This window comes from Streptomyces sp. NPDC001292 (assembly GCF_042896465.1).
GTDB lineage: Bacteria > Actinomycetota > Actinomycetes > Streptomycetales > Streptomycetaceae > Streptomyces.
In genome coordinates this window covers 1-11,700 of record NZ_JBIAXG010000091.1, presented here as the reverse complement: position 1 = coordinate 11,700, position 11,700 = coordinate 1, and the positions used below count along the sequence as shown (strand labels likewise).

Here is an 11,700-nt window from a genome sequence, read left to right as displayed (position 1 = left end):
CGTGGGCAGGGTCGGCGTCCGCGCGGCCGGAAGCGCGGGGCTGGGCGCGGTCAGGATGGCCGGCGGTGCGACGACCGGGGTGACCAGGGCAGGACCGCGTGCTGCGGGCCGCACCGGTTTGGGGTGTCGGCAGACACGCTGCATGCCCGCCACGGTCGGCTGTGCCCTGTCACCCAAGGGCGTTGCGCAGCCGTGCGATGGCCCGCTCGAGGCGGTCGAGAAACGTGATCGCCGCAGGTGGACCGCCGGGCGGGGCGGTGTTTCACGAGTGAACGCCTATGAAACACAGCCCACCCGACAACAGTGCCGCTACCGGGGCCTCTGTATGGAGAACTCGTTGCCGTCGGGGTCGAGCATCAGCACCCGGCCGCTGTCGCCCTCGCCGGTGTCGGTGCGCGTCGCACCGAGCGAGATCAGGCGGTCGACCTCCGCCTCCCAGTCGGCGTCGGCGGGGAGCGCCAGTTCGAAGTACACCCTGTTCGTGCCCGTCTTCGGCGCCACCGGAGGACCACCCCATGTGATCTTCATGCCGCCGCTCGGCGATTGGATCGCAGTCTCCTGGTCCTGGTCCCAGACCAGCGGCCACCGCAGCGCCTCGCTCCAGAAGTAACCGACCTCCTGCGTACCGTCGCAGGCCAGCGCTCCGATGAAGCCGGTGTCGGCGAGGAACTTGTTGCCCGCCTCGATGACGCAGAACTCGTTGCCGTCTGGATCAGCGAGCACCACATGCCCCTCTTCGGGGAGTTGGCCCACGTCGATGTGCTTCCCGCCGAATTCCAGCGCCCTGGCCACCGTCTGCCGCTGATCCTCCGGGGAGGTGCTCGTCAGGTCGAAGTGTGCCCGGTTCTGGCCGATCTTCGGCTCCTGGCTCGGCAGGAAACGGATGCGGAACCCGGCGGTATCAGGGGGCAGTATCGCGACGTCGTCGTCCGGGCCGTCGGCCAACTCCCAGCCCAGGACACCGGACCAGAACCGCGCCAGGTCCGGCGGCCGGGTCACATTGAAACAGATCGCGAACAGTTGACTGGTCATACCCCGTGCGTCTCCGATCCACTGACGGTCGATACGGCGCCTCGCCCTCACCGCGAGCGCAGCCTAGGGGTGGCCGTGCGGCACCCGCATCCGAGTTTCCGGAGGAGTCCGGTCACGCGCCGGACCTGCCGGGACCGTTCAGCACCTGACCCGACGAGGGCGGGCAGGAATCCGACGGCGTGAGGGAACCAGGACGCCGAGAGACCCACCTTGTCGGCCGCCCAACATGACGATCGTGCGGACCGAACCGTCGTCCACAGCACCGGATGGGCCAGTCCGTCACGCTGGGGCGGCAGTTGGTTCGCCCTCGGGGGTGCACGGCGCGGGCGGCCTGCCGGACTGTGGGGCGCCATGTGCCGGTACCGCGAGGTCCAGTGCCCGACCTGGTAGTGATCGAGTCCGACCTGGCTCTTGGCGTCGCGAATGCATTCCTCGACGCTCCAGCGGATGCCGGCCACGCGGACCAGCTCCGACAGCGGCACCGAGGTCGGTGACCAGCACAGGTAGAAGGCGAATCCACCGGTGGACCGGTTACGGCGGGCGAGCAGGTGGCGGACGGCGCCCGCCCCGGGCACTTCCTGTCGAAGGCATAGCTGCGGGTGACGCAGACGGCGTCGACGGTGTCGTCCTCCGCCTTCACCAGCCGACGCGGTCGGCGTCATCACGGGCGACCTGACCCTCGCCACCACCTTGCGGCCCGACGGACGTGCCGGTCAGCCGGTCAGCCCAGCCGGTGTGGCGGTGTGGCGGTGCGGTGGGAGCGGGTCAGGGCCAGCCGGCCGAGGACCGCGGCGATCAGCCCCAGCACCAGGGCCAGGGTGCCGCCGACTACTCCGTTGCCGGTGCCGGGACCTCCGTCGGCGACGGCCAGATTCAGCGCGCCGACGACCAGGCCGAACAGCCCTGCCACCATGGCCACGATGGCCCTGCTTCGCCTGTTGCCGGCGCCGGCACGACCGGCGGAGCGGGCCAGAGCCAGCCCACCGATGACCACGCCGGCCAACGCCACCAGTGCGGCCGTGCCGCCCACGAGTCGCCCGGTGGTCACGCTGTAAACCGCGGCCAACTGGGCCGAGCCATGCGCTGCCGCCGGCGCGGCAAGCACAAATGGGACTGACATGAGGTGCTCCTCCTACGACTGGACGTCCCCCGATCATGTCTGCCGGACCCACATCCGGTCGTCCGGCGGGCGCAGGCAATTCGCGCTGCCGCCGATGCCGCATCCGGCTACCGCGGACGCTGCGGGAGCCGCGAAGGTACCGCGTGTGCGGTACCCGGCCGATCACCGGCGCGCAGGGGTCGGCTGCGCTCGTCCGAGCGCGGTCCCCATCCCTCTTACATCCCGCACACGCGCCTGGGAAGCTCCCCCGCCAGGCGTGGCCGGCCCGCTCTCCGCTCACCCTTCCCGGCTCCTGTGCGCCCCCATCCCACAGCCCCACGCGATCTTTCGTGCCCGCTGAGTAACAACTTTGTCATCCCAGGATGTTGACGAAGCAAAGTTCTGGGGCCAATGTTGCTGTTCGCTTGCCGCTTACACCTAACCTCACCCCCGGGGGTCCATGTGTGTGACCTGCACGATCAGCATGAGCACGAGCACGAACCTCTGAACGCGAGCGGCCCCGCACTCAGCAGACGTCGCATCATGCAGCTCCTCGGCGCCGCCGGCGTGACAGCCGCCGCGATGACCGCGGAGGCCGACCCCGCGATGGCAGCCGCCGCGGACGACAGCCCGGCCGCCGGCTACCGCGCCCCCACGGGCCTCGCCCAGGACAGCCCCGCCAAGACCTCCGCGCTCGCCTGGATCACCGACAACGCCGACCAAGTCACCGGGCTCAACTCCGAGATATGGGAGAACTCCGAACTCTCGCTGCGCGAGTGGAAGTCCTCGCTCGCCGAGGCGGCGTTCCTGGAGAAGGCCGGATTCCGCGTCGAGTTCGGCACCGCGGGCTTCCCGACCGCGTTCACCGCGACCTTCACCTCCGGCAGCGGCGGACCCGTGCTCGGCTTCAGCGGCGAGTACGACGCGCTGCCCGGCCTCTCGCAGAACAAGGGCGTCGGCCACCACGACCCGCGCGAGTACGTCCACGACCCCTTCGCGCCCAGCTATGGCCCCGGTCACGGCTGCGGGCACAGCGCGCTCGGCACGGCCGCGGCCGCCGCGGCGGCCGCCGTCGCGCAGGCGGCGAAGAAGCACAAGCTCCCGGTGACCGTGAAGTTCTTCGGCTCGACGGCCGAGGAGACGCTGATCGGCAAGACCTACGCCGTCAGCAAGGGCGTGTACGACGGCCTGGACGCCTTCCTCGACTGGCACCCGTCGACCGCCAACGCCACCGGGTGGGGCTCCACCACCGCGATGACCGCCGTCACCTTCACCTTCCTCGGCGTCGCGGGCCATGGCGGCACCCCGCTGGGCAACAAGAGCGCGCTGGACGCGGCCGTGATGATGGCGACCATGTCGGAGTTCCTGCGCGAGGAGAACCTGGCCCCCTCGGGACGGCTCCACTGGGTGATCAACAACGGCGGCGACATCCCCAACGTCACCCCTGAGATAGCCGAGATCTCCTACTACGTCCGCGAGGGCAGCCCCGCGCGCGTGCAGGTGCTCCTGGACAAGGTCATCGCGGTCTCCGAGGCCGCGGCCAAGGCCAGCCAGACCAGCGTGCGCCACCGCATCACCTCGGCCTGCTGGAACCAGCTGCCCTCCAAGTCGTTCGCGGAGCTGCTGCACGAGAACATGCGGCAGATCGGGCCGCCCCAGTTCACCGACGAAGCGCACAAGCTCGCGAAGGATCTCCAAGCGTCCCTGGGGCTGCCGCAGAAGGGCATGCACGACGCGATAGGCGACCTCACTCCGCCCAACCCGGCCTTCCTGGGCGGCGGTTCCACGGACGTCGCCGACATCAGCTGGAACGTGCCGACCGTCTCGATGGGCGCGGCGCTCGCCCCCATCGGCACCAAGATGCACACCTGGTCCACCGCGGCCTGTGCCGCCGCAGCCCCCGGCCAGGCCGCCGTGCTCGCGGCCGCGCGCTATCTGGCGGCCACCGCCGTCGACCTCGTCACCCAGCCTGACCGGCTCAAGGCGATCAAGGACGAGTTCAAGGAGCGTACGCGCGGGGTGCAGTGGAAGACGGCACTGCCCGACGGGTACGAGCCGCCGATGTACGAGCCCCCGGAGTGGTTCCTGAAGAAGACCGGCCAGAAATGGCCCCCGAAGAACATCACCTGGCCGCCCCAGCGGGTCGTCTCCCAGGAGAAGTTCTCCTCCCTGGGCCCGGACCTCGCCCCCCAGAAATAGGAGGCCGTGCCCGAGAGCTGAGCTGTGGTGCGGGGCGGGCCGACAGGGAGTCGGCCCGCCCCGCACAACCTCATCGGCGTCCCGCCGCGTACCGGCATCCTGCTCCTGGCCTTCGCCGCCGGCCGTCTCGCCGTCCGCACCAGTTGCCGGACCCTCGGCTCGGCCGCTGCGCCGCCTTGGGTCGGCGAGTGCCTCGATCGTGTCCGCGTCGTACGCCCACAGCGCCCTGCCCCTAACCCTGCCCGGGCGGGCGCCGCGCCGTGGACGCGTGACGACTTGGCGGCCCCGGGTTCGCCGACCTGCCTGGCCTCCTCGGACCTGTACGTCTTCACCCCCTCCCGCCGCATCCGCCAGGCAATCGGTGACTGACAATCCACCCCATGAAGGCTCCGTTTGCACCATGAACGGAGCCTTCTTCGCACGTGCGCCTGCGCGCCGCCGTCGCCGGCCGGAGAAGGCGTCACCAGAGCCGGACAGGCGCAACGGAGATCCCTCAGAAATGAGCACATGCGGGGAGCGGTTGAGGCCCCGCGTCGCTGGTCGGTGAGGATCGTGACCGGGCGGTCGATACCGGGTGCCGCGGCCGCGGAACGGCCGGGGTGAGCTTGTGCGTGCGTGGTCGCGTGGCGAGCGGAAGTGTGTGTCCACCTGCATGCGCTCGACTTGGTCCCTCCTACGCGTCCGGGCATGAGCTGTGCCGTGACCTGCGGTCTGCTACGGATCGAGGTTGAGAACGAAGATATTCACGCACGAGTCGTGCGCATTAACGGATTCACCCAGTAGTCTGCCCGTGCTCCCGCCACCCGCGAGATCCGCCTGCAGCGTGCAGCCATGGGTGCCGCAAAACCGGCTCTCCTGACCTGCCTGCCTCCACACGAGGCCCTGCACGCCATGGCAGCGCAGACCGCCGATGCAGCCCATCGATGCGGTTGCTTGATGCAGTGGATCGGTCAACCTTGCTTACGACTGTGCCGTGGTATCCCGGCATAGTGCTTCTCTCCTCACAGCGAAGGGCCATTGATATGGATCGCATGCGGGGTTCCCGCCGTCCGGAAGCGATCCGACGATACGTCACCGCCATCCACCGCTGGGTGACACTCGTCGTGGGTATCGTTCTGCTGATCGTCATGACATGCGGCGTCCCCTTGCTGTGGGGCGCGGAACTCTTTCGTGCCGCGAATGCGAACCTCTACCGTCACACCGACACCCGGCATCCGATATCGGCCGGGGAAGCGCTGGAGAGGGTGCACTCCGCGCACCCCGATTTCATCGCGGGGAACGTCATCCCCGACAAAGGGATCTATCTGGTCACCGACCCAAACCTGAACAAGCTGTACGCGGTCGACTCGGGGACGGGCCATATCACCGGATCGGGACACTACTACGGCGGGTTCCAGGGGTTTGTGGAGAACCTGCACGCCTATGGTCTGTCGAATCCGGCGTACCCCGGTTACGTTCCCGCACTCGGCAAGACCATTCCCACGCTCGGCATCGATGAGCTGTCAGGCGTGACATATGGTTCGGCCCTCATCGGACTTGTCGGGCTGGTCCTGTTGCTCCTGGCCATCTCTGGTGTTTTTCTGTGGTGGCCAGGTATCAGGCGACTCGCATCCGGATTCCGGGTCCGACGCAACAAGAGTAGCTACGTCCGCAACCGCGAACTCCACAAGGTTGTCGGTATGGCCGCCATTCCCTTCCTGCTCATGTGGGGCCTTACCGGAGCTGCCGACAAGTTCCCCTCATTGCAAAAGGCGTGGCTGGCCGTCACTGCCGGAAACCCCTCGGAACTCAAGTCCCAGAACTGGGACTTCGCAAGCCGTCCGGTCGCGGCCGGCACTCCGGACGTCGGCGTGGACAAAGCCGCTGCCGCGGCTGTCGCCGCGGTACCGGGAGTGGTCCACAACAACACTCTGCCCGCTCCAGGCGATCCCACCGCCGCGTACCTCTTCGAGATCTCGCAACCCGGCAACGACCCGTACAGCGAAACCATGCTTGCGGGCAATGGCTGGGTGTACGTGGACCGGCACGACGCTGACCACATCAAGGTGGTCTGGGACGGCAAGGGGTCCACGGCCTCGAACACCTTTTACGAGCAGGCGATCTACACGAGCCACTTCGGCTGGTACGTCAACGGCTGGTGGCGGATCGTGTGGGCAGCGTTCGGAATGATGCCGGTGTTGCTTGCGTTTACCGGGACGGCGACCTGGATCGTGCGCAGGCGCAAGCAGCGTCTGCGTCGCATACGCCGGCAGCAGCAGGAGAGCCCGGTGTCGGTATGAGGGCATCACTCGCCATCACCATCGTGATCTACGCGTTCGGCCTCGCTCTCTGGTCGGCGGCCCAGGCGGTGCTGCGCGGAAGCGACCCCGCAAACGGTCGCGGGCGTGCTTCCGAGATCGGTAGGGCGGCCATGTGGGTGCTACAGGCCGGACTGGTCATCCAGGCGGTGCTGGAGGGGGTGAGCCTGGCCGCCGGCCGCCGGCCTGCGGACATGGCGACGCATCTGTCATACCTGGCTGCCTCGGTCATCCTGCTGCCCCTGTTCATGGCAGTGCGGCGGGACAGACAGACCTCGACGGGCTTCTTGGAGAGCATCGCGTGCGCCGCCGCCGCGGTGGTGGCCCTGCGGCTGCAGGCGACCTCCGGAGTTCCGCATGCGTAACCGGTCGCCACACTGTGCAAACCGCGACCTCGCTGAGGCCCTGACGGCCCTCTACGCGGTGTTCGCCCTCGCAGCGACCGGCCGGAGCGGCGTCCAGCTTGCCACCCATGCGTCACGGGCACCCACGGCCTACGCGCTATCCGCTCTCGCCGCCGTGATCTACATGGGTGGTCTGGTGGCCCTTCGGGCCGCCGACCGGAACGGGCGTGCACGTCGATGGGCCGTGCTGTTGTGCGGGGTCGAGCTGGCTGGGGTTGTTGGTGTGGGCGTCTTCAGTCTGCTGGCTCCTCAGTACTTCCCCGAGGCGAGCGTCTGGTCACGGTTCGGATCGGGCTATGGATACCTGCCCGTCGTCCTTCCCCTGTGCGCCCTGGCATGGCTCCGCAGGCGGCCGGACGTCAGGACTGGCTGAGTAAAACACATACTCTTCATGGATACAGCTCATGCGTTTCGTCATAGATCTGAGAGTGTGTCAGGACCATGGCCAGTGCGCCTATGCCTCGTCTGCGTTCCGGCTGGACGAGCACGGGAAGCTGGCCTTCCGTCGAGAGGCAGAGCAGCTCTACATCTCCGGCGAGTTCGACGAGTCGGCCCGTGACCCGCTCCAGGCCATCGAGATCGAAGGATGAGATGGCATGCTGGCCAAGCTGGCACACAGGGGCGTCCCGGGGACGACGCTGGATGCGGAGACGCTCACTGCCCGGCTCGAGCAACTGGTGCGCTGGGGCAATCTGCTGCGCAGCACGCATACCGTCAAAGCGGCGAGTATCTGCTGATCCGCTCCAACGCCTGCTGCGGATCAGCACCGCCCGGCACCGCGGCCATGGCGGCGATCTCGCGCAGGTCGCGGTCGACGAGGGCCAGCAGCTCGCTGCTCACCTCGCGTGCCGCGTCCACCCCGGCCATTACCTCGTCCGCGTCCCGCTGCACGCGCTCCCCCAGCTTCGACAACTGGTAACGGGACCGCGAGCGCTGGTATTCGGCTTGCGCCTTCGCTTACCACGGGGACTTCGACTGGCCAGGCATCGCACTGGCCAACCGTGTCATGCTGCGCTACCGGGCCCAGCCCTGGCGGATGACAGCACAGGACTACGAGTACCTCGTCACCCGCACCCAGGCGCACGGCACACCGCAACCCCTCCTCACCGGCCCGCGCACCGAGGCCACCTGGGATGCGGAACTGGCCCCGACCATGGACGCTGTGGGAATCGCCCTGCACGAAGAGGCGGCACTCGACCTGCTGTTGGAAGACCTCGTGTGAACCGGCCCTCGACGGAAGGGGCTCATGTCGGACAGCGAGCAGAAGGCCCGCGCGGTGGTGTTACTTCCTCAGTCTGGTGGTCGTAGTCGTCGCCGTGGGGTGTGTCTTGAGCACGGGGAAGGTGTCGCGGACGCGTTGGGCGAAGCCGGGGGCGAGCAGCGAGTACGCGAGCAGCAGGGCGGCGTCGTAGCCGGTCGGTGCCAGGCCGAAGCCCCCCAGTCGAGGAGCTGAGGGAGACTTCGGGACCGGTAGTCGAGGCGCCCAGCGTCTGTGCGGCCTGCGCGAAGGCCCGGCGCGTGCGCGGCTCGTCCGCGGGGTCAGATGGCGGCGAGTACATCCAGCACCTTTCGCAGCGTGGGGATGGGGATGGCCGGGCCTCGAAGGGCTGTCTGGGCTTCGGTCCAGTGTGCCGGGGTGCACGCGCAGAGCGGAATCCGTGTCACTCCAGGGCATGAAGCTGCCGCCGGAAGGCAGGCCTGTGAGGTGGCGGGGTCCAACAGCGCGGTGAGTTCGCGGGTGGCCAGGTAGGGCAGTTCGCCTGCGAACAGGGGTGCTGAGGCGTACACCTGCCCTCCCGGATCGGATGCCTGCGCGATGGGGCCTTCACGTTCAGGGCTTGGGAGTTCTGATTCTGGTGCGCGTCGATCACCCGTCTCGAGGGACACGGCATGTGTTGCACGGGGCTTTGACGCAGGCCGGTTGCGCGACGTCGCCACGACGTCCGGTGTGTCCATCGGCGCGCTGCAGCACTACTTCGAGACCCGTGACGCCCTCTTCCGTGAAGCCTTCGCCTGGTCGATCGACGATCTGATCGAACGCTGGCGGGCGGCGGCTGCCGACGCGACCAGTGCCTGGCGCCGCTTCGAACTGCTCGTCACGGCACTCACCACCGATCCCACCCTCTCCCGGCGCTGCGCCACCTGGACCGAGTTCTGCGCGAGCGCCTCCCGTCGTGAGGAGCTGCGCGAGGGCGTGCACCGGGTCCATGTCGAGTGGCAGGCGCTGGTTCGCGAGATCGTCCACCAAGGCCTGCAGAGCGAGGAGTTCGACCCCGCCGTCCCGGCCGACCTCGCCATCGGGTCGCTGGTGGCCCTGGTCGACGGCTGCGAAATGGCAGTGGCGTCCGGATCCGGGCTCACCGCTGAACGTTACGCCGAGCTGATGCTCTGCACCGCGCGCGTCCTGCTCGGCGTGTGTGCCTAGGCTTCAGAGAGGACATTCCATGGGAGTGCGGTTCCCGCACCTGTTCAGCCCGCTGCAGATAGGCAAGGTGACGGTGCGCAACCGGATCCTGTCCTCGGGCCACGACACGGTCCTGGTCAGGGACGGCGAGGTCACCGAGGAAATGATCGCCTACCACGAAGCCCGCGCGAAGGGCGGCGTCGGCCTGATCGTGCTCCAGGTCTCGGGCGTGCACGAGTCTGCCCGCTACACCACCCACGTGCTCATGGCCACTGACGACGAGTGTGTCCCCGGCTATGCCAGGCTCGCGCAGGCGGTGCACCGGCACGGAGCGAAAGTCTTCGGCCAGCTCTTCCATCCCGGCCGGGAGATCCTGGAGTCCAAGGACGGCAGCGCACCGGTCGCCTGGGCGCCCTCCGCAACACCGAGCGAGCGCTTCCATGTCATGCCGCGCGCCATGACCGAGGCCGAGATCCGTGAAGTCCTCGACGGCTACGGCCAGGCAGCCCGGAGGGTGAGGCGCGACGCGCGGGAGCCCGCATCCTCGTGGGCTCACGGATGGACGGACCAGCCCTTGCCGCCGCGGCGCCGGACGCCGTGGTGCTCGCGACCGGCGCACGGCCCCGCCACCCACGGCTGGAGCTGATCGACGATCCCGTGGTGCTCGACGCATGGTCGGTGATCCGTGGCGGCGAGGTGCCGCGCGGACGGATCGTGGTGGCGGACTGGCGCGGCGACTGGATCGGCCTGGGCGTCGCTCTCCAACTCGCAAGCCAGCGGAGGAAGGTGGCGCTATGCGTCACGGGCTTCGCGGCCGGCGAGCACCTGCAGCAGTACGTACGTGCCGCCATGTTGGCCCAGGCGGCACGGGCGCGGATCGAGATCCTGCCCAACGTGCGGCTCTACGGCGCCGACAGTGACACCGTGTACCTCCAGCACACTCTCACCGAGGAGCCGGTGTTGCTCGAAGGGATCGCAGGCACCGTCCTCGCACAGGGGCACGACCCGGTCAACGACCTCGACCCCGTCGCCCTCGGCGTCCAGGCCGACCGTGTCTTTACCGCCGGGGACTGCGTCACCCCCCGCACCGTGGAGGAAGCGGTCCTGGAGGGCCTGTCAGTGGCGGCCGAGCTTTGACGTCGCTGCGCTGCGCCGGCTCCCGGGCGTGATCGCCGCCGCCCTGTGCAACGCGTTCACATGCTTGGGCGGGCTCCTGCGCCCGTGGTCGGGTGCCGTACTTCACTCCAACACTGCCGCGGTGCAGCGCATCGAACGTCTCACGAAGTTCCGGAGTGGCGATCGGATCGATTTCCATCTGCAAGTGACATACGCCGTCACCGTTGGGGGTTGGGCGGACGCGATTCACGATCTGGCGCGCCGCAGGACCGTGCTGCGGCTGACGGACATTCCCGACAACGCGGGCCTCGCGCAGCTCAACGGGGTGCGGGCCTCGCTCGATATGCTCGTCACCGCCCGCCGGGGAAGGCGACCCGACGATGCGCCGCCGCCGGTGTCCCTTGAACGAGGTGATTCACGCGGAGGGCGTCGACAAGCGCCTGCTGTCGCTGGTCCACCTGCGCGCCAGCCAGATCAACGGCTGCAGCCCGTGCGTCTTCGCCTCGATCGCGTCGGCGAAGAAGGCCGGTAATGAGACCGACGAGCGGCTGCACAACCTCGTCGCTTGGCGCGAGACGCCCTTCTTCACCGACGAAGAGCGGGCAGCGCTCACGCTGACCGAAGCCGCCACCCGCATTTCAGGACGGAGCTCCTGGCGTGACCGACGAGATCTGGGACGCCGCCGCCGACCACTTCACCAGCGAGCAACTGAACGCGATCATCCCGGAGATCGCGCTGACCAACTTCTTCAACCGGATCAACCGCACGATCCGGGAGCAGGCCGGCAAGACCTGGTGAGCCGAGCGGGGCGTCATCCGCCCGGAGGCCACGCCCCAACAATCAACGGATGACGCCCTGACGCCGATCGACAGGACTTGACTGTTCCTCGTCCCCGTCAGTGAGTGAGCCGGTGACGCCCAGAGATGTCAGTACGTCACGGTGATCCTCCGTGCCGGGCCGTCCACGCTGACCAGGCCGCCGTATGGGATCACCAGTTGGGGCTCGGTGTGCCCGAAGTCGACGTCGAAGACTGCCATGGTCTGGGGGCGTGGACGGCTAGGAGCGTGGGTCAGTAACGGGCAATTGGCCGGTCGGTCGTGATCGGTGTGATTGATTGCGGTCGGGCGGCGGGCCCGGGGTCCCGACCTG

The 11,700-nt window shown here is 68.5% G+C and carries 13 protein-coding genes and 2 pseudogenes; 11 read left to right on the top strand and 4 right to left on the bottom strand.

The window, feature by feature from the left end; genetic code table 11:
• Positions 1-309: 309 nt before the first annotated feature.
• Both ACFY4A_RS41725 and ACFY4A_RS41720 read right to left on the bottom strand, forming a co-directional pair.
• Positions 310-1,032, bottom strand: a complete 723-nt coding sequence (locus ACFY4A_RS41725) for a VOC family protein (RefSeq protein WP_390834533.1) — start codon at positions 1,030-1,032, stop codon at positions 310-312.
• A 721-nt stretch (positions 1,033-1,753) separates the two neighbouring features.
• Positions 1,754-2,152 carry a DUF6223 family protein gene (locus ACFY4A_RS41720; protein WP_390834532.1) on the bottom strand — a complete coding sequence of 133 codons (399 nt, stop codon included), beginning with the start codon at positions 2,150-2,152 and terminating at the stop codon, positions 1,754-1,756.
• 522 nt (positions 2,153-2,674) lie between these two features.
• Between ACFY4A_RS41720 and ACFY4A_RS41715 the strand changes: the two genes are divergently transcribed.
• The 5 genes from ACFY4A_RS41715 to ACFY4A_RS41695 all read left to right on the top strand — a co-directional run bounded on the left by ACFY4A_RS41715 (position 2,675) and on the right by ACFY4A_RS41695 (position 7,768).
• Positions 2,675-4,330, top strand: a complete 1,656-nt coding sequence (locus ACFY4A_RS41715; RefSeq protein WP_390834531.1) for an amidohydrolase — start codon at positions 2,675-2,677, stop codon at positions 4,328-4,330.
• 923 nt (positions 4,331-5,253) lie between these two features.
• The gene (locus tag ACFY4A_RS41710; protein ID WP_390834530.1) at positions 5,254-6,609 is read left to right on the top strand and encodes a PepSY-associated TM helix domain-containing protein; all 1,356 of its coding nucleotides are present in this window, start codon (positions 5,254-5,256) and stop codon (positions 6,607-6,609) included.
• Complete coding sequence (locus ACFY4A_RS41705) at positions 6,606-6,992, top strand: hypothetical protein (RefSeq protein ID WP_390834529.1); 387 nt, start codon at positions 6,606-6,608, stop codon at positions 6,990-6,992. The genes ACFY4A_RS41710 and ACFY4A_RS41705 overlap by 4 nt, the downstream gene beginning before the upstream one ends.
• A 443-nt stretch (positions 6,993-7,435) precedes the next feature.
• Complete coding sequence (locus tag ACFY4A_RS41700) at positions 7,436-7,621, top strand: ferredoxin (RefSeq protein ID WP_390834528.1); 186 nt, start codon at positions 7,436-7,438, stop codon at positions 7,619-7,621.
• A gap of 6 nt (positions 7,622-7,627) precedes the next feature.
• Positions 7,628-7,768, top strand: coding sequence for a DUF2397 family protein (locus tag ACFY4A_RS41695; protein WP_390834527.1), 141 nt, complete (start codon positions 7,628-7,630; stop codon positions 7,766-7,768).
• On the opposite strand, the gene ACFY4A_RS41690 is transcribed toward ACFY4A_RS41695, so the two are convergent.
• A complete protein-coding gene (locus ACFY4A_RS41690) occupies positions 7,746-7,943 on the bottom strand; it encodes a hypothetical protein (RefSeq protein WP_390834526.1) in 198 nt (65 codons plus the stop codon). The genes ACFY4A_RS41695 and ACFY4A_RS41690 overlap by 23 nt on opposite strands.
• Positions 7,944-8,016: 73 nt before the next feature.
• Here ACFY4A_RS41690 and ACFY4A_RS41685 point away from each other — a divergent pair, with 73 nt between their 5' ends.
• The 6 genes and pseudogenes from ACFY4A_RS41685 to ACFY4A_RS41660 all read left to right on the top strand — a co-directional run bounded on the left by ACFY4A_RS41685 (position 8,017) and on the right by ACFY4A_RS41660 (position 11,349).
• Entirely contained in the window at positions 8,017-8,253 is a 237-nt protein-coding gene (locus ACFY4A_RS41685) for a DUF2399 domain-containing protein (protein ID WP_390834534.1), read from the top strand.
• 594 nt (positions 8,254-8,847) lie between these two features.
• Positions 8,848-9,456 (top strand): TetR/AcrR family transcriptional regulator, encoded by a 609-nt coding sequence (locus tag ACFY4A_RS41680; RefSeq protein ID WP_390834525.1) that lies wholly within the window; start codon positions 8,848-8,850, stop codon positions 9,454-9,456.
• A gap of 19 nt (positions 9,457-9,475) precedes the next feature.
• The gene (locus tag ACFY4A_RS41675; RefSeq protein WP_390834524.1) at positions 9,476-10,081 is read left to right on the top strand and encodes a hypothetical protein; all 606 of its coding nucleotides are present in this window, start codon (positions 9,476-9,478) and stop codon (positions 10,079-10,081) included.
• A complete protein-coding gene (locus tag ACFY4A_RS41670; protein ID WP_390834536.1) occupies positions 9,994-10,572 on the top strand; it encodes a hypothetical protein in 579 nt (192 codons plus the stop codon). Before ACFY4A_RS41675 ends, ACFY4A_RS41670 begins: the two co-directional genes overlap by 88 nt.
• Before the next feature lie 121 nt (positions 10,573-10,693).
• Positions 10,694-11,083 (top strand): hypothetical protein, encoded by a 390-nt coding sequence (locus ACFY4A_RS41665; RefSeq protein ID WP_390834535.1) that lies wholly within the window; start codon positions 10,694-10,696, stop codon positions 11,081-11,083.
• Positions 10,965-11,349 (top strand): annotated as a pseudogene (locus ACFY4A_RS41660) (carboxymuconolactone decarboxylase family protein). Before ACFY4A_RS41665 ends, ACFY4A_RS41660 begins: the two are co-directional and overlap by 119 nt.
• A gap of 128 nt (positions 11,350-11,477) precedes the next feature.
• Here the strand turns inward: ACFY4A_RS41660 and ACFY4A_RS41655 are convergent.
• Positions 11,478-11,597, bottom strand: a pseudogene (locus ACFY4A_RS41655) (LD-carboxypeptidase); the annotation flags it as partial.
• Positions 11,598-11,700: the final 103 nt, after the last annotated feature.

Excerpts from the sequence above, each read along its gene's own strand:
- ACFY4A_RS41725 (WP_390834533.1), bottom strand. The coding sequence starts at position 1,032 with ATGACCAGTCAACTGTTCGCGATCTGTTTCAATGTGACCCGGCCGCCG.
- ACFY4A_RS41720 (WP_390834532.1), bottom strand. The coding sequence starts at position 2,152 with ATGTCAGTCCCATTTGTGCTTGCCGCGCCGGCGGCAGCGCATGGCTCG.
- ACFY4A_RS41715 (WP_390834531.1), top strand. The coding sequence starts at position 2,675 with ATGCAGCTCCTCGGCGCCGCCGGCGTGACAGCCGCCGCGATGACCGCG.
- ACFY4A_RS41710 (WP_390834530.1), top strand. The coding sequence starts at position 5,254 with ATGCGGTTGCTTGATGCAGTGGATCGGTCAACCTTGCTTACGACTGTG.
- ACFY4A_RS41705 (WP_390834529.1), top strand. The coding sequence starts at position 6,606 with ATGAGGGCATCACTCGCCATCACCATCGTGATCTACGCGTTCGGCCTC.
- ACFY4A_RS41700 (WP_390834528.1), top strand. The coding sequence starts at position 7,436 with ATGCGTTTCGTCATAGATCTGAGAGTGTGTCAGGACCATGGCCAGTGC.
- ACFY4A_RS41695 (WP_390834527.1), top strand. The coding sequence starts at position 7,628 with ATGCTGGCCAAGCTGGCACACAGGGGCGTCCCGGGGACGACGCTGGAT.
- ACFY4A_RS41680 (WP_390834525.1), top strand. The coding sequence starts at position 8,848 with ATGGGGCCTTCACGTTCAGGGCTTGGGAGTTCTGATTCTGGTGCGCGT.
- ACFY4A_RS41675 (WP_390834524.1), top strand. The coding sequence starts at position 9,476 with ATGGGAGTGCGGTTCCCGCACCTGTTCAGCCCGCTGCAGATAGGCAAG.
- ACFY4A_RS41670 (WP_390834536.1), top strand. The coding sequence starts at position 9,994 with ATGGACGGACCAGCCCTTGCCGCCGCGGCGCCGGACGCCGTGGTGCTC.